The organism is Ruegeria lacuscaerulensis (genome assembly GCF_013034745.1).
Lineage (GTDB): Bacteria > Pseudomonadota > Alphaproteobacteria > Rhodobacterales > Rhodobacteraceae > Ruegeria > Ruegeria lacuscaerulensis_B.
In genome coordinates, this window is record NZ_WQGP01000004.1 from 458,744 (window position 1) to 479,403 (window position 20,660).

Below are 20,660 nucleotides of genomic sequence, written 5' to 3' on the forward strand. Positions count from 1 at the left end.
ACGAATGAGCAAGACAATCCGACTGACCGCGGCGCAGGCTCTGGTCCGCTATCTTGGCGCGCAGATGAACGAGGCCGGAGAGCCCTTTGTCGCCGGTGTCTGGGCCATCTTCGGCCACGGCAATGTCGCCGGGTTGGGCGAGGCGCTGCACGCCGTCAAAGACAGCCTGCCCACCTATCGTGGCCATAACGAGCAGACCATGGCCCATTGCGCGATTGCCTATGCCAAGCAAAAGCGGCGAACGCAGACGATGGCGGTGACGTCCTCGATCGGGCCGGGAGCCACGAATATGGTGACGGCGGCGGCGTTGGCCTATGTGAACCGGCTGCCGGTCTTGCTGTTGCCGGGTGATGTGTTTGCGACGCGCGGGCCCGATCCAGTTCTGCAACAGCCCGAGAATTTCAGCGACGGCACGGTCAGCGCCAATGACTGCTTCCGCCCCGTCAGTCGCTATTTCGACCGCATCACGCGACCTGAACATCTGCTGACCGCTCTGCCGCGCGCCTTCCGCACGATGACGGACCCCGCCGATTGCGGGCCGGTCACGTTGTCCTTCTGTCAGGATGTGCAGGCCGAAGCCTATGACTATCCCGAAAGCTTCTTTGAGCCCCGCGTCTGGTATCAGCGCCGCATCCGCCCGGATGAAGGTGAGCTGGCCCGCGCAGTGGCGGCGCTCAAGGCGGCCAAACGGCCGGTGATCATCGCCGGGGGCGGCGTGCACTATTCGGATGCGACGGAAGCGTTGCAAAGCTTCGCGGAAATGCACAACATCCCCGTCACCGAAACGCAGGCGGGCAAGTCCGCGTTGGCCTGGGACCATCCGTTGAACCTGGGCCCCGTTGGCGTGACCGGGGGCGAACCGGCCAATGAGGTCTGCGCCGAAGCTGATCTGGTTTTGGCAGTAGGGACGCGGTTGCAGGATTTCACCACCGGATCGTGGGGCCTGTTCTCGAACCCGGATCGCGAGATGGTGTGTCTGAACACCAACGCCTATGACGCTGAGAAACACAGCGCGATGCCGTTGCAATCGGACGCGCGCGTCGGATTGACCGAGCTGGGCGCTGCCCTTCAAGGCTATCGCGCCGATCCTGTTTCGGACACGCTCAAGGCGGATTGGTACGGTAAGGTCGACAAGCTCACGGATGCGCCCGGCGACGGGAACGCTCTGCCGACGGATATGCAGGTGGTGGGCGCAGTCCAGCGCGCCTCGCATAACGATACGGTGGTGATGTGCGCGGCCGGGACCATGCCGGGTGAACTGCACAAACTGTGGAAAGCCCCGCGCCCTGGCGCATATCACATGGAATACGGCTTCAGCTGCATGGGGTACGAGATCGCGGGCGCCATGGGCATCAAGATGGCCGAGCCCGAGCGCGACGTGATCTGCTTTACCGGCGACGGCACCTATATGATGGCCAATTCCGAGATGGCCTCGGCCGCGATGATGGGCGTGTCCTTCACCGTGGTGATCACCGACAACCGGGGCTTTGGCTGCATCAACCGCCTGCAGATGGGCACCGGTGGGGCCGAATTTAACAACCTGTTGGACCACGCGGTGCATGAGAACCCGTCCAGTATCGACTTTGCGGCTCATGCGGCAGCGATGGGGGCGACTTCGGTCAAGGCCGGCTCGATTGCCGAGCTCGAGGACGCGCTTGCCAAACGCGCCGATATCAAGGGGCCGTATGTGGTTGTCATCGACACCGATCCCTACCCCTCGACCGAATATGGTGGCACGTGGTGGGAAGTGGCGGTGCCCGAAGTCAGCATCCGCCCTGAAGTGAACGAAAAACGCGCGGCTTACGAGCTGGCGATCAAGGAAAGAAATACCAAATGAGCGTGAAAATCGGAATCTCTCCGATCGCGTGGCAGAATGATGATCTGCCGGATCTGACGGCCGCGTACACCATGGAGCAGGCGCTGAAGGAGTCGCGTGACATCGGCTATACAGGCGTCGAGCGCGGCCAGCGGATGCCCGGCGATACCGAAGGGTTGCGCGCCTATCTTGAGGCGAACGATATTGCGCTTTGCGGTGGCTGGTGCTCGGGCGCGTCGCTGGTGAATGATTTTGCCACCGAACGCGAGGCCGTGCGCGAACAGGTCGAACAATTCGTGGCGCTAAACAGTCCTTGTATCGTTTACGCCGAATGTTCGAACACCGTTCAAGGTCAGATCGGAACCCCGGTGAACGACCGTCCGAAATTGTCGAAGGATGAGGTTCTGGCCTATGCGGCCAAGATCACCGAATTGGCCAAGTGGATGGCGGATCAGGGTATGCCAATGGCCTATCACCATCACATGGGCACGATCATCGAAAGCGAAGATGACGTGAACTGGCTGATGGAAGGGTCGGGCCCCGAGGTGAAGCTGTGCTTTGACACCGGTCACCTGCTGTTCGGGGGTGGCGATGTGCTGGCCACTCTGAACCGTTGGGGCGACCGGGTGCATCACGTGCATTTCAAGGATATCCGCCCGCAGGTCGTGCAGGAAACGCGCGAGAACAATGGCAGCTTTCTGGATGCCGTCATTGCCGGCGCCTTCACCGTGCCCGGTGATGGCTGCATCGACTTCCAAGCCGTCGCAAACGCGCTGAAGACGATGGATTACCGCGGCTGGATCGTGGTTGAGGCCGAACAGGACCCCGCCAAAGCGCCACCCTACGAGTATTCGAAGAAGGGTTACGAACACATTGTCGAAGTCTGTGAGGAGGCTGGGTTGACGATCACTGCATGACTCACCGCCCGATGGGCAACACCAAAGCCATGAGAAAGGAGAAAATCATGGTAAGCCAAGAGCTTGGATATGTCGGATATTTTGACCGGGAATCCTGTGATCTGGATGAATTCAAGGTGTTGACCTCTCAGGCCCTACAGGCGTCAGCGGTGCCGCATGCGGCGGGCATTGAAAAGAACGTACCCGTTTATGACATGAGTGCCCTGCGGCCTGCGCTAGAGGATGGCGCGCGGCGTCAAGCTCTGCTTGCGGAATGGGGGCAGGTGTTGAACAGCTCGGCCGGGGTGATCGCGCTGAAAGGTGCTTATGCGGATACCACCGTGATCGACCGGGCGACGGAGGTGTTTCAACAGATCATCGACGAAGAGCGCGAAGGCGGGGCAGGCGAAGGCGATCACTTTGCGGCCTCGGGTGCCAATGACCGGGTGTGGAATGCGCTGCAAAAGCAATGCATGAAGGATCCCGAGGGCTTTGCGCTTTACTTCGGCAACACCTCGATTGCGGCCGTGTGTGAGGCGTGGCTGGGACCGAATTATCAGATGACCGCACAGGTCAATCAGGTCCGCCCCGGCGGCAAGGCACAGCAAGCGCATCGGGATTATCACCTAGGCTTTCAAAGCGCGGAAAGCGCCGCTCGGTATCCGGCCCATGCGCATTTGGTGACAGCGACTCTGACCTTGCAGGGCGCGGTGGCTCATTGCGATATGCCGGTCGAAAGTGGTCCGACCAAGCTGTTGCCGTTTTCGCAGCTTTATGCTCGGGGCTATCTGGCGTTTCACGATGAGGCGCATCGCGACCATTTCGAAGCCAACTATATCCAGTTGCCATTGGACAAAGGTGACGCTGTTTTCTTCAACCCGGCGCTGTTTCATGCGGCGGGCGAGAACTGCAGCGGGGATATCAACAGGATGGCGAACCTGCTCCAGGTCTCTTCAGCCTTTGGGCGCGCGATGGAGGCCATAGATCGACGTGCCATGTCGCTGAGGGCGTTCCCGGCGCTGGTGTCGCTGAAGCAGCGTGGCGATCTGTCGGGGCCTGAGCTGGACGCGGCCATCGCGGCCACTGCCGAGGGGTATCCGTTTCCAACCAATCTGGATACGGACCCACCGGTTGGCGGGAACGCCCCGGCCAGCCAAGCCGATATCCTGCGCGGCGCGGTATCCGAAGGGTGGACAGAAGAACAGCTGGCACAAGCGCTTGCAGCGCTGGAAACCCGACAGGCAGCATAAGGCAATATCGGGCGGGCGAACGTGCCCGCCCAATACGGAGAACACGAGATGGCAGACCTTTTGAAAAAACCCTTTGGCACGCGCGGAAAGGTGCATGACATCACCCCGGCAAATGCCGGATGGCGCTATGTCGGGTTTGGCCTCTACCATCTGCGCGCGGGCGACACAGCTTCCGAGGTGACCGGTGATCGCGAGGTCATCCTGGTCATGGTCGAAGGTAAGGCGCAGATCACCGGGGCCGGGCAGGATTGGGGCGTGCTGGGCGACCGGATGGATGTGTTCGAAAAGACCCCTCCGCATTGCCTTTATTTGCCCAACGGGACCGATTGGCAGGCGGTTGCGGAAACTGATTGCGTTCTGGCCGTGTGTTCCGCCCCCGGTCAAGGCGGACATCAAGCGCGTCGTATCGGGCCGGACGGCATTACTTTGACTGAACGGGGCAAGGGCACCAACACGCGCCATATCAACAACATCGCGATGGAGGCGGAAGACTACGCCGACAGCCTGCTTGTGACCGAGGTTTTTACGCCAAACGGCAACTGGTCATCCTATCCAAGCCATCGCCATGACGAGGATGACTATCCCCGCATCACCTATCTGGAAGAAACCTATTATCACCGCCTGAACCCCGCCAACGGGTTTGGCATTCAGCGAGTCTACACGGATGACGGCCAATTGGATGAAACCATGGCCGTTTCAGATGGCGACGTGGTCTGTGTCCCGCGGGGCCACCATCCCTGCGGCGCGCCCTATGGGTTCGAGATGTATTATCTGAACGTCATGGCCGGGCCCTTACGCAAATGGCGCTTTGTCCCGGCCCCTGAGGTCGAATGGATCATGGAACGCGACGCCTGAGCTTAGCGTTGAGGTGGTGCGCCAAAGGCCCGAATGACGGTACGAGCGGCGGCCTCGACCGGTTCATGGGTCTCTTTCAGGATGGTCACGCGGTCGAACCGCTCCGGGTCACGGTTCACGGCTTCTCGCATGGCGGCGCCAAAGGCCATGCGCAGCTCGGTTCCGATGTTGAACTTGCAGATCGACGTCTCGCGGGCCAGGCGCGCGCGTTGCTCGACCGGCACGCCCGAACCACCATGGATCACCAGCGGCACCTCGGTCATCGCGTCAATCTCGGCGATACGGGCCTCATCCAGCCCGCCCTCTTTGTCTTGTTGCAGATGCACATTGCCGACCGAGATTGCCATCGCGTCGACACCGCTTTGCCGGGCGAATTGGGCGGCCTCGGCAGGATCGGTTCCGTTTGACCCCTCACCCCCAGAATAACCGACAAAGCCAATCTCACCCTCGCAGGAAATCCCTGCGGAATGGGCCATTTCGGCGATGGCAGCGGTCTCATCGATATTCTGCTGCAAGGGCTTGCGCGAGCCGTCAAACATCAGCGAGGTAAAGCCGCTGTCCAGTGCGATCTTGCAGTCCTCATACGTATAGCCGTGATCCAGATGCGCCACGACCGGGACTGAGGCATTTTCCGCCAGATGCCGGAACATCTTGCCCAGAACGGGCAAAGGGGTGTGCTCACGACAGCTTGGGCCCGCCTGCAGAATAACCGGGGCGTTTTCCGCCTCGGCCGCGGCCACATAGGCGCGCATGTCCTCCCATCCCAGCGTCACAAGCCCGGCGACGGCATAACCCTGCGTGTAGGCCGGTTGCAGGACGTCTTTCAGCGTAACGAGGGTCATTTGAACTTGGCGATCATGTCTTTGATGCCCGGAATCGTCTCGATCTGATAGGCATGAGTGGGTTGGAAGTACTGCACCAGAGACCGCTGGGTCAGACCGCCTAGGATGGTGAAATAATACATCTCATAGCCCGGCAGGACGCAGCAGGGGTGATACCCTGTATCAATGCAAACGGTCGAGCCATCGACGATGTGATAAGCATCCCCCGGTTCGTTATCCTCGCGCTGCAACATCTGCAGGCCCGAGCCCCAGTTGGGTTTGAAACGGAAATTATAGGTCTCATCATGCCGCGTCTCATCGGGCAGGCGGTTGGTGTCGTGCTTGTGGCTGGGGAACCCGGACCAGCCGCCCTGACCGACGGTGAACAGCTCGCTCACCAACAGACGGCCCACTTTGTCGTGCTGCTTTTGACCCAGAATGTGCTTGATCTTGCGATGAGTCTTGGTGTCGTCACTGCCATATTGCACAAGGTCATGCTCGCGCACATCGAACGGGTCCAGCACCTTGTCATATTTGGCTCCGGCCACGAAGACCTCAGCACTATTGGACAGGCAGACCATCTGCGCCTTGGCGCCTACCGGCACATAGGCCCCTTCGGGCTCGCCGTCCCAAACATCCTCGCCCCGGTTTCCCAGCGCCGGGAATTGTACGCCCTCGACCTCGATATCGACACTACCGGTGGCGGGCACGATGCAGGTCTCATAGCCGGGCACCTGGTATTCGAACGCCTCGCCCTTTTTCAGTTTGACGATGTTGAAATAGTTCAGCGGCACCGTCGGATCGTCGACATCCACGATGGGTTTGTTCTGGTTATCGAATGGAGCGATATGCATGGGACCTCCTAGGTCGTGGGACCGGGATGGGACGCAAGAAAGGCGTCCAGTTGAGCCGTGGTGGGCATGGCGGGCGCACAGCCGGGTTGCGAGACCACGATGGATGCACAGGCTGATCCCCGCATCACCGCGTCGCGCAGCGAATGGCCCGCCGCGATCGATGCCAGTAAACCGGCCATGAAACTGTCGCCTGCGCCCACGGGTTTGATGGCGTCAACAGCATAGATGCCGGTTTTGTATTCCTGCCCATCCGCCAGCGTGATCGCACCCTTTTCACCCATTTTATAGATGACGACGCGCCCCGGCTTGCGGGCCAATTCCTGAGCTTTAGCAAAGCCTTTCTCGATACCGCCGGCCATGAATCCGAACTCTTCGTCGTTGCCCACGATCAGATCGCTGGCTTCGCCCGCGCGGGACAGCACGTCAGCGGCCACTTCGGGCGAGGGCCAACTATAAGGTCGGTAGTCAATGTCAAAGATGATCGGCAGCCCGGCGGCGCGCGCATTGTCGAACGCGCGGAACGTCGCGCTGCGCGAGGGTTCGGCGGCAAAGACTGTTCCGGCCGAGATTGCGGCGGAAAATCGGCCATAGTCCACCCGGTCCATGTCCTCTTCGGTAACTTGAAAATCGACCGCACCGTTGCGGTAGATGACGTTCTGGAAATTCTCAACACAGCTTTCATAGACCGCCAGCGAAATCCGATATTCACCGCCAATCACGCGAATGAACGAGGTATCCACCCCATAATGCGCCAGCCGGTTCAGGCAGAACCGCCCCACCGCGTCATCCGAGACCGAGGTGATCAGCGACGCCTGGCTGCCCAGCTTGACCAGCCCGGCGCAGATATTGGCGGACGAGCCGCCCAGATCGGCGCGAAAGGTTTCGGCATGTTCGCTTTTGGTGCCGATGGGGTCGGCAAACATATCCATGCCTGCGCGTCCGAAAACGGCAAATCGGTTTCCTTTGATCCCATCCATCAAAGCGCTCACGTCTTGTCCTCCGGCGAAAAGTGGCGTGCAGGGATCGTTGGTCCTTGCGTTAAGTCGATTCTCACGATACTGATTTTGCAACCGGTTGCAAATATATTGTTCGGAGCCGCTGCAAATGCCTGAAATCGGAATTGGAATCGTCGGTGGCGGCTATATGGGTAAGGTCCATTCGGTTGCGATGGCCGCTGTTGGCGCCGTGTTCAACACAGCCTTACGCCCGCGTCTTGAGGTGATCTGCGCCTCGACCCCTGCCAGTGCGGAACGCTACCGCGCAGCCTATGGGTTCGCGCGTGCGACGGATGACTGGCAGATGCTGGTCAACGACCCAAAGGTCGAGGCGGTCGTGATCGCCTCGCCTCAGTCCACGCATCGCCAGATCGCCGAAGCCGCCTTTGCGCTGGGCAAGCCGGTGCTGTGTGAAAAACCCCTGGGGGCGTCTTTGGAGGACAGCCACGCAATGGTGGCGGCCGCCGAAGCAGCGGGTGCGATCAACATGGTTGGCTTCAACTATATCCGAACACCTGCCAGCCAATATGCGCGGCAGTTGATCGCGGATGGAGAGATCGGGGACATCACCTGGTTTCGGGGCGAACATACCGAGGATTTCTACGCCGACCCTCAGGCCCCGGCAACGTGGCGCACGACCGGCATGGCGAATGGCACTATCGGTGATCTGGCCCCGCATATGGTCAACGGTGCGATGGCGCTGATCGGGCCGATCACGCAGGTGATGGCCGATGTGGAAACCGTCCACCGGCACAGGCCGGGCGGAGAGGTCACGAATGACGACCATGCCCAGATGATGTGCCGGTTCGAAAACGGCGTCATGGGGAACCTCTATTTCAGCCGCGTCGCGACGGGACGAAAGATGGGTTATGCTTATGAGATCACGGGAACCAAAGGCGCGATCCGCTTTGATCAAGAGGATCAGAATGCCCTGTGGCTGTATCGCCGGGAAGGCCCCGAGGCGTCGCGGGGTTTCACCAAGATCCTGACCGGACCCGCGCACCCGGATTATGAACCCTTCTGTCAGGGACCGGGTCATGGAACTGGCTATCAGGACCAGATCATTATCGAGGCGAAGGATTTTCTGCACGCCATCGACACGGGTGAAAATATCTGGCCCACCTTCCGCGACGGGCATGAGGTGAACCGTGTTCTGGCGGCGGTGCTTGCGTCTTCGGACCAGCGGCAATGGCAGGACGTCAGTCAATTCTGACCGAAGAAACGACAAGACAACAGAGAGACTAAGATCATGGCAAAGCTGAAATGGGGCATGATTGGTGGCGGCGAGGGCAGTCAGATCGGGCCCGCCCACCGGTTGGGTGCGCTGGCCGACGGGATGTTCGAATTCGCCGCAGGCGCGTTGGACCATCGCCCAGCAGTCGGGCGGGAATATGCGCAGCGTCTGGGTGTGGCGCAGGACCGTGCCTATGGCGATTGGCAAGAGATGCTGGCTGGTGAAAAAGACCGCCCCGACCGCATTGATCTGGTGACGATTGCCACCCCGAACGCCACACATTTCGAGATCGCCAAAGCCTTTCTCGAGGCCGGTTTCCACGTTTTATGCGAGAAGCCGATGACCATGACCGTGGAAGAGGGCGAAGAGATCGTGCGCGTCGCCGAAGCCTCGGGCAAGATCTGCGCGGTGAACTATTGCTATTCCGCCTATCCGATGGTGCGGCAGGCGCGTGCGATGGTGCGGGCGGGCGATATCGGCAAGGTGCGTCTGGTGGTGACGAATTTCAGCCATGGCCACCACGGTGACGCGACCGACGCGGATAACCCTCGTGTGCGCTGGCGCTATGATCCAGCGATGGCGGGCGTATCCGGGCAGTTCGCCGATTGCGGCATCCACGCACTGCACATGGCAAGCTTCATCAGCGACGATGAGGTGAAAACCCTGTCTGCCGACATGGCCTCGACCATCGTCAGCCGTGAGCTGGAGGATGACGCCATGATCAACTTCCGCACCGAGGGCGGCGCGGTTGGTCGGCTGTGGACGTCATCTGTGGCTATCGGGCGGCAGCATGGGTTTGATATTCAGGTCTTTGGTGAAACCGGAGGTCTGCGCTGGGCGTCCGAGCAGCCCAATCAGTTGGTCTATACCCCGGTCGGAGGGCGCACGCAGATCATCGAAAAAGGCGAAGGCGGGTTGCATGACGACGCGCAGCGCCTGTCGCGCGTAGCGATTGCTCACCCCGAAGGATTCCCGCTGGCGGTGGCCAATATCTACTGCGATCTGGCCGATGCCATTCAAGGAGAGGTCCGAGACGGGCTGCCAACCCCCGCCGACGGCGTGCGGTCGATTGCCGCCGTTCACGCGGCGGTCGCGTCGTCCAAAAATCATGGTGCCTGGACCGACGCGCGCCCGCCAATGTTTCGCTGATCAGGGGCGGGGCCGTAACGTGCCCCGCTCGATCACCCGGCAGGGAAAGATACGGGCCTCGGGGTAACGCTCGGGGTCTTTCAGCATCTCTTCGACCAGATCGACGGATGCAGTGATGATCTGCTTGATCGGCTGGTGAATCGTCGTCAGATCGACGCTTTCCCAGCGCGACATCTCCATATCATTCAGACCAATGATACCAATATCTTTGCCGGGTTGCAGGCCGTGGTCGGACAGGGCCGACAGCGCACCGATCGACAGGATGTCGTCGCCGCAGAAATACCCTTCGGCCGGGGTGCCGGCCAGCAGGCGCAGCATTTCGGCGCGGCCAGCCTCGAACGAATATCCGGTCGCGAAAGAATGTGAGACTTTCAGGTTTGGGTGTTTTTCAACCTCTTCCATGAACCCGTGATAGCGATCCATTGCCGATGTAGCATCCTTGGGACCACCCAGATAGCCGACGTGCCGATATCCCCGCGCCAGCAATTCCCGCGCCGCCATCCGCCCGCATTCGACGTTGTCGATCCCGACCACATGAACCTCGGGCGAGGTGGCCGACCGTCCGAATGTGTGCACCACCGGAACGCCCGCATCATGAAACGCCTTTGCAAAGCTGGGCGGCAGGGTAGATGAGGCCACAATGACGGCATCCACCGAATATTGCCGCAGCATTCTGACCGAGTTTGCGGGCTCGGTCTCATCCGTCAGGTTCACGATCAACGGGCGCAAGCCGCGTTCTTGCAGGGCGCGGGTAAATTGATCAAACACCTCCAGGAAGATCGGGTTGTGGAAGTTGTTCGAGATCAGCCCGATCAGTTTGGTCCTCCCGGTGGTCAGGCTGGAGGCCAGCGCGTTCGGGCTATAGCCCAGCTCGGCTGCAGCCTTTTCGACTTTGCTGCGGGTTTTGGCAGAAACCGACGCGCCTTCGGTAAAGGTGCGCGACACGGCGGACCGCGAAACCCCAGCAAGTGCGGCAACGTCTTTTAGCGTGACACTCATGAACGGGGCCAGTGAGCAAGTAAGGTGGTATTCGACATTTTCATGGGCAAATACTATGCCCCGTTGCACCCATTTTGCAATCGGTTGCAACAAGGTCGCATCGCCGCAGGCCTGGATTGAGGGGATGGTGGGTGATGAAAGACACGGCCTTCCGGCAAATTCGGAGCCAACGAAGCGTTTTAACTCAAACCGCACGTGCAATAAGGTGTTGTTTTCCTCTGCCGCGACCAGTGCTATCTTGGAGAGATGCCTTGCGTTGTCAGTGGCTTGGGGGTCGCACCGTTTTCCCAACGGTCCAAAAGCGCATGACAACTTGCTTCAATCAGAATTGCTGCCGATCGAACTTAATCAGAGGTTTGCTGAAGCGGAGGCGTAGCACTGTAAGAGCTGCCGTAGGGGCTATGGGGAAATTGTCCCCCTGCGATCCTAAGATAGGGGCTTCAAAAAATGTGTTGCGAATACTTGTTGGTCCCCACTTGTAAAGAAGTGGAAAAGCAGTCCAGCAATTATGCACCAAGGCGGAACTTGGTCGGTGTCATTCCGGTTTGGCTTCGAAAAAAGCGAGTGAAATGGGACTTGTCAGAATAGCCGAGCATCAGACCGATCTCTGCAATTGTCATCTGGTCTTCTTTTAGGTGCTCCTTTGCCACATCGACACGCAGCCGCTTGATTTCGCGGGGTAGCGTTGTGCCTTGTTGCTGAAGGGCCTTCAGAAACCGTTCCGGCTGTATCCCCAGCAACCCAGCCACTACATTTGGTCCCAAATCGGTTTCATCTAGCTTGTCACGTAAAACAGATCGCAAAGCTGCCACCACGGTTACTTCTTCATCTTGTCGCGGTGCGGCTACGGGTTTGCCAGAACACTCAGAGACATGGTGCAAAAACAACCATTCCACAGGAAAGCTAATTTGCATTCCGGGATAGGTTCCCAAGCCAACCTCGATCCCCTTATAGTCGATAGGTAGACCATTGATGTATCTGCTTTCCCATCGCACGCGCGAAGAATCCCAGGAATCGCCGACGACGGTCTGCAATAGGCGCACATAGATTGCGGCTCCAAAGCCGGTCACCTGAACGGGTGGAACAGTCGGTTCTTGCTGCCTTTCGATACGATAGGTCGCTTTGTCCGCTTCAATGACAAGGCTGTGCCGCACAGAATTGGATTCCTGCGGCACAAGCCGGACAAATCGGGCAAAAAACTCGAATAATGTCTTTGTCGATTGCAAGGCCTGGGCGAAAGGTGGCCATGCTTGCAGGTCAAACGTCTCCCCAACATTCAGTCCAAGATACCGATCCCTTGAAACTTCTGAGAAGGTATTAACCAACCCGTAGACCAACTCTGAATGAACGAACACGGATGGGTCAGACAACAGTTCGGCCTTCAACCCGACCTGATCCAAAGCTGGTTGCGGATCGATCTCGCGGTCGATGAGATACTGCAAAAACGGGGCAGCCAAAGAGAGGCGAATAAAGCCCTCGCTATGCTCTTGAAAGGTGGTGTTGAAAGGCAATCTCTTCACCATTTTTAGGATTGAATGCGCTGTTCAGTGGCCATTTTTACCATCACATTCGAACATTATAATTCGAAACTGGCAACCGCGGTAAAGTTTTCCGGACTACAGTTGGTAAAACAAGAATATGAAGGGAGTACCTATGTCCGGTCTGCGAATGTCTCTTTGCTCGGCGTCAATTGTCGCTGCAGGTCTCTTTGTTGCAACGTCTGCACAAGCTCAGGATCAAGAAGAACCCCAAACGCTGTTTACCAACGTGCATGTCTTCGACGGTGTGAATGAACAGCGTATCGAAAATGCCAGCGTTCTGATCGAAGGCAACCTGATCAAGGCCGTCTCAACAGATGCGATTGATGCCCCCAATGCGGAGGTGATCGACGGCGGCGGTAGGACACTCACACCTGGCTTCATCGAGCTTCACGCACACCTCATGCTCATGGGACCGTCTATCGCTTCCATGGAAACGAACTCGACCTGGGAGGATTTTGGCATCCATGGAACCAGGATGGCCGAGATGTACCTGATGCAAGGATTTACGACTGTAAGAGATGCTGGCGGCGCCAACGGCGGTCTGCGGAGGGCCATCGACGCCGGACAGATCGTCGGTCCACGTCACTATGCGTCAGGCGCGTTCCTCGGGACACGCGGCGGCCACGCTGACTTCGCATCCTTCACCTCGCCGCCGGGCGGACAGACCAACTTCGGTAATCTGAACATGGCGCAACAGGTCAGCGGTGTCGATGATGTCTACTTGTATGGTCGTAATAACATGCGCATGGGGGCGACACAGCTGAAATTCATGCAGTCGGGTGGGGTGATCTCGGCCTTTGACCCATGGCAGTTGCTCGCCGGCTCCAAGGAAGAAATCGAAGCTGCCGTTCAGGTTGCCAACGAATACGGCACCTATGTCATGGCGCATTCTTATCGCAAGGAAGCAATCATGAACGCCCTTGAGGCCGGTGTAATGTCCATTGAACACGGCTTCTCCTTCGATTGCGAGATTGCCGAGATTATGAACGAGAAAGGGGCTTACATAACGACCAACCTCACGGCTTTTGATCCGGGTTTGTTGGATATTCCATCGGTCAAGAACGAGCCCAAGAGCCTCGCGAAAGCGATATCGGCGTCCGCGACTTTCGCGAACTACATTCCGAATATGAAGGAATGCCCTGTAAAACGCGGCTTTCAGACCGATTGCGTGGGATCAGTGGAAGCCTGCAACATCCAGATTGCTTATGAAAAACATCTCAATAACGAGTTCTTCGGACCGTACCAGTCGATGGTGACGCTTACGTCAATCGGCGGTGAGGTCGTAGCATTGTCAGGCGATTTCTCGAACCCTTACACGGCTGGCAAGCTCGGTGTGATCGAGGAAGGCGCCTATGCGGATATCCTGCTGATCGACGGTAACCCGCTCGAAGATTTCTCGGTGGTTGGTACGGGTGATCAATGGTTTGGGGCTGACCCGAGGCCTGAAAGCCCTGATACGATTCGACTGATCATGAAAGATGGCGTTATCTACAAAAACACACTGAATTGACCTGCCTAAGTAGCCGGAGAGAATTTATGCACCATTGGTTCCGCTGGGTAGTATTCGCAGGGTTTTTATGGTGTGGGCATTCTGCGTTGGCAACGCCTGAAACCGCATTAGATTGGACCGACTTGCCAGACCCATCTGCGCAGGTCTTTGAAGACCCCTACCGTGATCTTAGCCCTGAACAATTTGACGATGTTCTTTACGTCGTTCGATTGCGTGGCAGGCTGCAGCAGGATGGTGGTAGCGAAGAAGAGCGGCAAAAGTGGCAAATGCTTTTGACCGAGACTGAGGATGCCTTGGCATCTGATGGAATTGACGTCGACTGGCTGCTCGATCAGCGTGAAGTTGTGATGGAACGTCGGAGAAAGGCTGGGACCAACGGAAATCCACAATTCGACGGCCAAACAATCACACTGGCGGGCTTTGCCATTCCTGCTCCGAATGATCCGGACGGGCGGCCTGTCGCGTATTTAGTGCCGGAACGAGGGATGTGCAGTCATATGCCTCCACCCCCGCCGAACCAGATGATCCGCGTGCGGTTGAACGGGGACTGGACGCCCAGCTATGTCCACGAACCCGTTCGGCTGACCGGTAAGCTGACTATCGATCCTTCCGTTCAAAATATGATGGTTGTGGATGGTCTCATGCCGATGAATGCGACCTTCCAGCTAGAGACGGAACGTGTCGAAACTCTGGAAACTGAAGCAGATAGGCTGGAATGGAAGCAGCGTGCCGCTGATCGCATCCGGGCGGCGGGAAATCGCAAGACCGGCGGGGCAAGGGCGCCTGAATGATAAGACTTTTGGTTGTCGCAATGAGCATTGCCTTCGCTGACGCAGCGTCGGCTCAGGGACTATCCGGTCCATCTTCGGTCGAAGCTGATCTAGAGCCCGGAGACGGCCTGACCGACCCACAATACCGTTCCGATTTTCCGCGCAACATCGCGCCGGGTTGGTTTGAGTGGAAAGACCGACTGGCTGAGGGCGGGTTTCGGTTCAACATTGATTACTTGGCGCTGGGTCAAACCACGAACGCTGATCTGGGAGCCAGTGAAGCGGCAAGTGGAATTGCACGCCTCTACGGCAGTTGGCAGGCAACTGAACGGGGCTCTCTAACATTCAAGATCGAAGACCGGCACAGTTACACTGACGTTGCTCCGCAGTTTCTTGGGCTGGATGGCGGAGCGCTTTCGATCACGGGAACAGCCTTCAACGACAATGGTCTTCTATTGACTAACCTTTTCTGGACCCAAAGGGCCGAGAATGGGTCGTGGACGCTGCAAGTCGGGCAGATTGATGTAACGGACTTTGTGGATATCTACGGGTTGGTAAGCCCCTATAGCGGTTTTCAAAACCTGTCTTTCAATACCAACCCGACAATTAACACGCCCAACCAAGGCCTTGGTATTGCCGGTGGGGTAAAGCTGAGCGAGAACCTCTACGCCGTTGCCAGCGTATCAGACGCAAACGCCGACCCGTCCGATCCAAACTTTGATGTGTTTAGCGACGGCAATCTCTTCAAGTCACTCGAGCTTGGTTACACTTCCGGCTTTGATCGCATCTACTTCGACAATATCCATCTGGCTCTCTGGCATGCGGATGCGGCTGACGATGGCAGTCGAGCGGAAGATTACGGCGCAGCATTTTCAGCGGCATGGTTTGTTGACAACAAGTGGATGCCGTTCTTTCGGGCTGGGGCCTCAAAGGGGACCGCAGCGCTTTATGACCGGTCCGTCTCTGCAGGTCTGGGCTACTATGGTCGCAATACCGATTTGGCCGGGCTGGGCCTGAACTGGGCCGAGGCAAGAGGCATAGACGGTGACCAGTTCACGCTCGAAGCTTTCTACCGTTTCTCGATTTCACCCGGACTGCAGATCACACCGTCCCTGCAATACGTTTCCAACCCTCTGCTGAATCCCATGCAGGACAGCATTACACTGTTCAGCCTCAGAACCCGGATCGTTTTCTGATGTGTCGCGAAAGCAGACGCCAAGAAATTACGAAACATCCTGAATTGCTGACCAAAGAAAGGACTTAACCATGCGTACCCTGTTTCTGGCTGGCACATTGTCTGTGTGTTCGACCTTATGTGTCGCGTAGACGTACGACGTGGTCATTCTCAATGGTCGGGTAATGGATCCGGAAACCGGTTTCGACCAGATCGCTAATGTTGGAATAAGCAACGGCTGGATCACTGCGATTACCGACGAAGATATCGGCGGCAGCGAAGCCATCGATGCGACAGGGCACGTTGTGGCGCCCGGGTTTATCGACCTTGAACAACACGGGCTGGATCCTTGGGGTATCAAGGTCAATCTTCGTGACGGCGTTACGACGCAAATGGATTTTGAGGTCGGGGCCGCGAATATCGACGACTGGTACGCAGCGCGCCAAGGCGTGACGCAGGCAAACTATGGCACGGTCGTTGGACAAGAATTCGCGCGGATGCGGGTGCATGACGGCCTTGTGCTGGAAGGTGGGGACATAGACTTCCGGAACTTTTTCGCACTGCGGGCACAATCCGTGGAAGACGGCGTCGAAGGGTGGTCGTCGGTTCCAAGCAACCGCGAGCAGATGAACGAAATCACTGCCCAATTGGATGAAGGACTACGTCTTGGAGCACTCGGCGTGGGATCGACCATCGGCTACGCCCGCGAAGGCATCACAACCTACGAGATGTTCGAAGCACAGCGGGCTGCGGCGCGTTATGGGCGTTTAACTTCGGTGCATCACCGGTTTCATCCCAGTGCCTCGACACCCACTGAGACACAAACCGGCGTCAACGAAATCCTAGTCAATGCGATGGTGCTCGACGCGCCGCTGCACATTCATCACGACAACGATTATGGGTGGTGGGAAAATCAGGAAAAACTCCAGATGGCCCGCGACCAAGGCTACAACGTCTGGTCCAGTTACTATCCCTGGACCGCCGGATCGGGAAACTACGGAGCCTCCATCATCGCCCCCGAAAATTGGGAAGGCTCGATGGGGTACAAATACGAAGACACTATCTTTGATCCCCAACTCGATCGCTTTGTGACCAAAGACGAGTTCTTGAGCTTTGCCGAGAATGAACCGGGACGGACAGCCATTGTTTTTAGCCCTCCAAGAGAGCAATGGCTCAATGATTGGATCACCATCGCAGGCTATGGCATCTCGGGCGACGGTATGGCCGGGTTGGATATCGAGGGCAATCTGATGAGTTGGGATGCACCCTACGAAGACTATGCCGGGCATCCTCGGTCAGCAGGTAGCCGCGCGCTTGTCCTCAGATTGGCCCGCGAAGCGAATGTGCCACTGATGCTTACGCTCACACAGCTAAGCTACATACATGCGAAGCGATTGGGAGATACGGGCTTGCGCGCAATGCTGGTGCGTGGGCGTATGCAGGAAGGCATGGTCGCAGACATCACGATCTTTGATCCGGAGACTGTGACCGAAAAGGCGAACTATACCCTCGGTCAGCAAGGTCTTCCGTCAGAAGGCATTCCGTATGTGCTTGTTAACGGCACGATTGTTGTTCGGAACAGCGAAGTCCAACGAGATGTTTATGCTGGGCAGCCAATCCGGTTTCCAGTTGAAGAAAGTGGGCGCTTTGTTCCGGCTGGTCGCGAGCAGATCATGGGTATTCTTACGCCGGATACTGGCACTGCCCGACCAACACTGCTTGATGACATTTCAAATAGTGAAGCCAGTGTCGCACCTGCGACTTCACCAACCAATCAGACTGCATCGGTAAAGCCGAGCGATCCCTTTGATTGGTTCACACCTCGCAACGGACGAGATGACAGTACCCTATATTTTTGCGTCGTACATGCTCGCTTCGAGGACCCTGCTCAGGCAAAACGCGACTACGCGAAGGCCATGATGTCCAAAACAGGCAGATCCAAACCCAATCAGTCAGAACAACGAAGAGCAAACTAATTCGCGGAGCCTCGGAGTAGCGAAAAAAACAAAGTCTGCTTTAGAATGGAGAACGATCATCAGCAACCAGTCGGCTTTGGGTAGCTTTGTCCGCATGGCAGCTGTCCGTCAGATCAGAATGACCACTCTGAGCCCAATGTGCCGAATGCTGTGGCGCGGCTGAATGATCGCTTTGATTGTCTCCAGGAGCGACCCTCCTTGGCGCGTAACTCAATCTCTGACGCCCACTTCGCCGCACCAGCAGGCTTTAGAAAGGTCTTGGGTCGGGATTGCCCGTCGTTCCGGACCGTCGCCTGCCACTTTTCGCTAGGCCGTTTTATGATTGTTGCCATGGCCCATCTCTCCTGTGTTGGAGACAACTTATCTGTCTAGGCGCAGCGGACACAGTTTTTCGCGCAGCACAACAATAGGCACTAGTCGCGAAAGACCTTGATACATTGTGGGAAAGGATGGTGGGTGATGAGAGACTCGAACTCCCGACATCTTCGGTGTAAACGAAGCGCTCTACCAACTGAGCTAATCACCCGTGACGGTGCATGTAGCCAAGCCTGCGCGCGGGCGCAAGAGGGTTGGACAGAAATTCTTTGATCAGTCCGTCATCTCGTTCAATGCGGCCAGCAGTTGGGCTACTTCCTGCTCGGTATTGTAGTGGCAAAGTGAAATACGGATGCAGTCGTTCAAGCCCAGCGGGGTCAGAACGTTGCCGCTGTAGTGATCGGCTTTGCGGATATGGGTGCGGATTCCCTGATCGTTCAGCCGGGTCACGACCTCGGCCGAGGGTTTCCCGTGCACCACGATAGACACCAACCCTTCGCGCGCGGGATTATCTGCGCCGCCCAGGACCATGATATGCTCCATATCTCGCAGGCCGGGCAGGTTGTCAGTGCCGTTGATCATGGTGTTTGTCAAATGAGTTTCATAGGCGTGGATGGCGCGGCCCGCGGCCTCGATCCTTGCTCGGCGGTCCGTGGCGTTCGAGACCTGCACGCCCAGCCAGTCGAAATAGGCCACGACATCGGACATGGTGGCGTAAGAGCCGGTGTCGCGGGTTCCGAACTCCCACCCGTCTGAGGGGGCGTCGATCAACTGGTCATGGGGTAGGGCGGTCAACCGGTCCGAGATCCAGGCAATGCCATAGCCGTGACGCGAGAACACTTTGTAGGGTGAAATCGCATAGCCGTCGACGTTGTAGCTGTCGATATCCAACTGCCCATGGGCTGCGTGCTGGATACCGTCGACAATGATGAAACAGTCAGGCGAGACGTCGCGGATGGCCTGCGCGATGGCGGCAACGTCCATACCCATACCGGTCACGGGCGACGCGTGAACGATCGTGGCCACACGGACGTCTGGGGTCATTGCGGCGCGGTAGGCATCGGCGGTGACCAGCCCCGTTTCGTCATCGTGCTGGATGTTGACATAATCCAGCCCCGCAATATCGGCCCAGCGTCGGGCGGCGCTGCGGCTAGCGGGATGCTCGATCGAGCTGCCGATCACTTTGCTGCCTTTGGGCGCGTTCACGCAGGCGGTGCGGATCATCCGAAACAGCAGTTCGGTCCCGCTTTCGCCCACAAAGAACTGACCCGAAGACGCATTCATGAACACCGACAAATCGGCCTTGGCTGTGTTGATGATATCGACCAGCGCATGGCTAGCCACGTTGTCGCGGCCCTGATTGTCGGGGATTGCGGCGAATTTGGCCGAGGTCTTTACCACCGAATTGAGCGTCAGCGCGCCGCCTGCGTTTTCAAAGAAGATGCGGGGCCCTTGAAACGGGCAGGTTTCAACATGGGCAAAGCGCGCGCGGATCGCGTCAATCAGACCGGGAGTAGTGTGCAGCATGACGGTGGTCCTGTTCTGTGGCTCAGAGCAGCATCCTTCCAGCGGTCGGGCAGATCAATCCTCTTTGCGACACGGCACCGCCTTTTTTGTGCGTAATTTCGGGCTTCTGGACGGGGTCGAAGTGCATCGGTACTTGCGTGCGCCCTGTTGCCTCAGATATCCCCGAGGGGATGTTGATCTAACGGGCGGGCTGGGAATGATCCTGTCACATCTGCGCCGGGCGCTGGTCACGGTTTTCGCTTTCTGCGTCCTGATGCTGACCCCGATGCGAGCGGGGGCCGACGGCGTTCTGGTCTTTGCTGCCGCCAGCCTGAAAAACGCGTTGGACGAAATCGCCATCCAGTACGAGGACGCGACCGGGCAAGAGGTCACGGTGTCCTACGCGGCCTCTTCGGTTCTAGCGCGCCAGATTCAGCAGGGCGCTCCGGCAGACCTGTTCATCTCGGCGAATGCCGAGTGGATGGATGTGTTGCAGGAGGGCAGCCTGATTGCGCCCGGATCACGGGTTGATCTGCTGGGCAATAGGTTGGTTCTGATTGGTGGCCCAACGGTCCCAGGGCTGAACGGGTTCGCGGTCGAGACTGATCTGCTGGCGGCATTAGAAGACGGGCATCTGGCCATGGCGCTGGTCGATGCGGTGCCCGCCGGGATTTACGGCAAAGCGGCTCTGACCAATTTGGGCCTGTGGGACGATGTGCAGGGCAAGGTGGCGCAGACTGATAATGTGCGCGCGGCGCTGGCCCTTGTCGCGGCAGGTGCGGTGCCTTTGGGTGTCGTCTATCGGTCGGATGCTACGGTCGAGGACCGGGCCCGCGTCATGGCGACTTTTCCGGACGACTTGCATCCTCCTATCATCTATCCAGCCGCGTTGACCGCAAAAGCGGGATCAAAGGCCAAAGCTTTTCTGGATCACTTGCAATCCCCGACCGCGCAGGCGGTTTTCGAGAGGCAGGGATTTTCCCTGCCGGGCCAGTAACG

The 20,660-nt window shown here is 58.0% G+C and carries 17 protein-coding genes and 1 tRNA gene; 11 read left to right on the forward strand and 7 right to left on the reverse strand.

The window, feature by feature from the left end:
* Nucleotides 1-4 precede the first annotated feature (4 nt).
* From iolD to iolB, 4 genes are read left to right on the forward strand one after another with little or no spacing between them, the layout of a single operon-like run.
* The gene (iolD, locus tag GOV79_RS10895) at nt 5-1,837 is read left to right on the forward strand and encodes a 3D-(3,5/4)-trihydroxycyclohexane-1,2-dione acylhydrolase (decyclizing) (protein ID WP_170789789.1); all 1,833 of its coding nucleotides are present in this window, start codon (nt 5-7) and stop codon (nt 1,835-1,837) included.
* Nucleotides 1,834-2,733 (forward strand): myo-inosose-2 dehydratase, encoded by a 900-nt coding sequence (gene iolE / locus GOV79_RS10900; RefSeq protein ID WP_170789790.1) that lies wholly within the window; start codon nt 1,834-1,836, stop codon nt 2,731-2,733. Before iolD ends, iolE begins: the two co-directional genes overlap by 4 nt.
* Before the next feature lie 47 nt (nt 2,734-2,780).
* Nucleotides 2,781-3,962 (forward strand): phytanoyl-CoA dioxygenase family protein, encoded by a 1,182-nt coding sequence (locus tag GOV79_RS10905; protein ID WP_170789791.1) that lies wholly within the window; start codon nt 2,781-2,783, stop codon nt 3,960-3,962.
* 48 nt (nt 3,963-4,010) lie between these two features.
* Nucleotides 4,011-4,817 carry a 5-deoxy-glucuronate isomerase gene (gene iolB / locus GOV79_RS10910; protein ID WP_170772357.1) on the forward strand — a complete coding sequence of 269 codons (807 nt, stop codon included), beginning with the start codon at nt 4,011-4,013 and terminating at the stop codon, nt 4,815-4,817.
* Between the two features lie 2 nt (nt 4,818-4,819).
* Here iolB and GOV79_RS10915 read toward each other — a convergent pair whose 3' ends face one another.
* The 3 genes from GOV79_RS10915 to GOV79_RS10925 are packed head-to-tail and all read right to left on the reverse strand — an operon-like array spanning nt 4,820 to nt 7,469.
* Nucleotides 4,820-5,659 (reverse strand): class II fructose-bisphosphate aldolase, encoded by an 840-nt coding sequence (locus GOV79_RS10915; RefSeq protein ID WP_170789792.1) that lies wholly within the window; start codon nt 5,657-5,659, stop codon nt 4,820-4,822.
* The gene (locus tag GOV79_RS10920) at nt 5,656-6,492 is read right to left on the reverse strand and encodes a 5-deoxy-glucuronate isomerase (protein ID WP_170789793.1); all 837 of its coding nucleotides are present in this window, start codon (nt 6,490-6,492) and stop codon (nt 5,656-5,658) included. Before GOV79_RS10920 ends, GOV79_RS10915 begins: the two co-directional genes overlap by 4 nt.
* Before the next feature lie 8 nt (nt 6,493-6,500).
* Nucleotides 6,501-7,469, reverse strand: a complete 969-nt coding sequence (locus tag GOV79_RS10925; protein ID WP_170789823.1) for a PfkB family carbohydrate kinase — start codon at nt 7,467-7,469, stop codon at nt 6,501-6,503.
* Nucleotides 7,470-7,596: 127 nt separating this feature from the next.
* Between GOV79_RS10925 and GOV79_RS10930 the strand changes: the two genes are divergently transcribed.
* Nucleotides 7,597-8,700 (forward strand): Gfo/Idh/MocA family protein, encoded by a 1,104-nt coding sequence (locus GOV79_RS10930; protein WP_170789794.1) that lies wholly within the window; start codon nt 7,597-7,599, stop codon nt 8,698-8,700.
* Between the two features lie 36 nt (nt 8,701-8,736).
* A complete protein-coding gene (locus GOV79_RS10935; protein WP_170789795.1) occupies nt 8,737-9,870 on the forward strand; it encodes a Gfo/Idh/MocA family protein in 1,134 nt (377 codons plus the stop codon).
* On the opposite strand, the gene GOV79_RS10940 is transcribed toward GOV79_RS10935, so the two are convergent.
* Entirely contained in the window at nt 9,871-10,869 is a 999-nt protein-coding gene (locus tag GOV79_RS10940; protein ID WP_170784741.1) for a LacI family DNA-binding transcriptional regulator, read from the reverse strand. It lies immediately after the preceding gene.
* Between the two features lie 506 nt (nt 10,870-11,375).
* The gene (locus GOV79_RS10945) at nt 11,376-12,380 is read right to left on the reverse strand and encodes an AraC family transcriptional regulator (protein WP_170789796.1); all 1,005 of its coding nucleotides are present in this window, start codon (nt 12,378-12,380) and stop codon (nt 11,376-11,378) included.
* 142 nt (nt 12,381-12,522) lie between these two features.
* On the opposite strand from GOV79_RS10945, the gene GOV79_RS10950 reads away from it, so the two are divergent.
* The 4 genes from GOV79_RS10950 to GOV79_RS10965 all read left to right on the forward strand — a co-directional run bounded on the left by GOV79_RS10950 (nt 12,523) and on the right by GOV79_RS10965 (nt 17,840).
* Nucleotides 12,523-13,920: an amidohydrolase family protein gene (locus tag GOV79_RS10950; RefSeq protein ID WP_170464209.1), complete on the forward strand. Its 1,398-nt coding sequence runs from the start codon at nt 12,523-12,525 to the stop codon at nt 13,918-13,920.
* Nucleotides 13,921-13,946: 26 nt separating this feature from the next.
* Entirely contained in the window at nt 13,947-14,711 is a 765-nt protein-coding gene (locus GOV79_RS10955; protein ID WP_170789797.1) for a DUF3299 domain-containing protein, read from the forward strand.
* A 20-nt stretch (nt 14,712-14,731) separates the two neighbouring features.
* Nucleotides 14,732-15,886, forward strand: coding sequence for a carbohydrate porin (locus tag GOV79_RS10960; RefSeq protein ID WP_237217998.1), 1,155 nt, complete (start codon nt 14,732-14,734; stop codon nt 15,884-15,886).
* Nucleotides 15,887-16,049: 163 nt separating this feature from the next.
* Nucleotides 16,050-17,840 (forward strand): amidohydrolase family protein, encoded by a 1,791-nt coding sequence (locus tag GOV79_RS10965; RefSeq protein ID WP_170789799.1) that lies wholly within the window; start codon nt 16,050-16,052, stop codon nt 17,838-17,840.
* Between the two features lie 450 nt (nt 17,841-18,290).
* On the opposite strand, the gene GOV79_RS10970 is transcribed toward GOV79_RS10965, so the two are convergent.
* A tRNA-Val gene (locus GOV79_RS10970) sits at nt 18,291-18,366 on the reverse strand.
* A 62-nt stretch (nt 18,367-18,428) separates the two neighbouring features.
* Nucleotides 18,429-19,682, reverse strand: coding sequence for an aminotransferase class V-fold PLP-dependent enzyme (locus GOV79_RS10975; protein ID WP_170789800.1), 1,254 nt, complete (start codon nt 19,680-19,682; stop codon nt 18,429-18,431).
* On the opposite strand from GOV79_RS10975, the gene modA reads away from it, so the two are divergent.
* The gene (gene modA, locus GOV79_RS10980; protein ID WP_331252523.1) at nt 19,681-20,658 is read left to right on the forward strand and encodes a molybdate ABC transporter substrate-binding protein; all 978 of its coding nucleotides are present in this window, start codon (nt 19,681-19,683) and stop codon (nt 20,656-20,658) included. The two genes, GOV79_RS10975 and modA, sit on opposite strands and share 2 nt — an antisense overlap.
* The last annotated feature ends 2 nt before the right edge of the window (nt 20,659-20,660 follow it).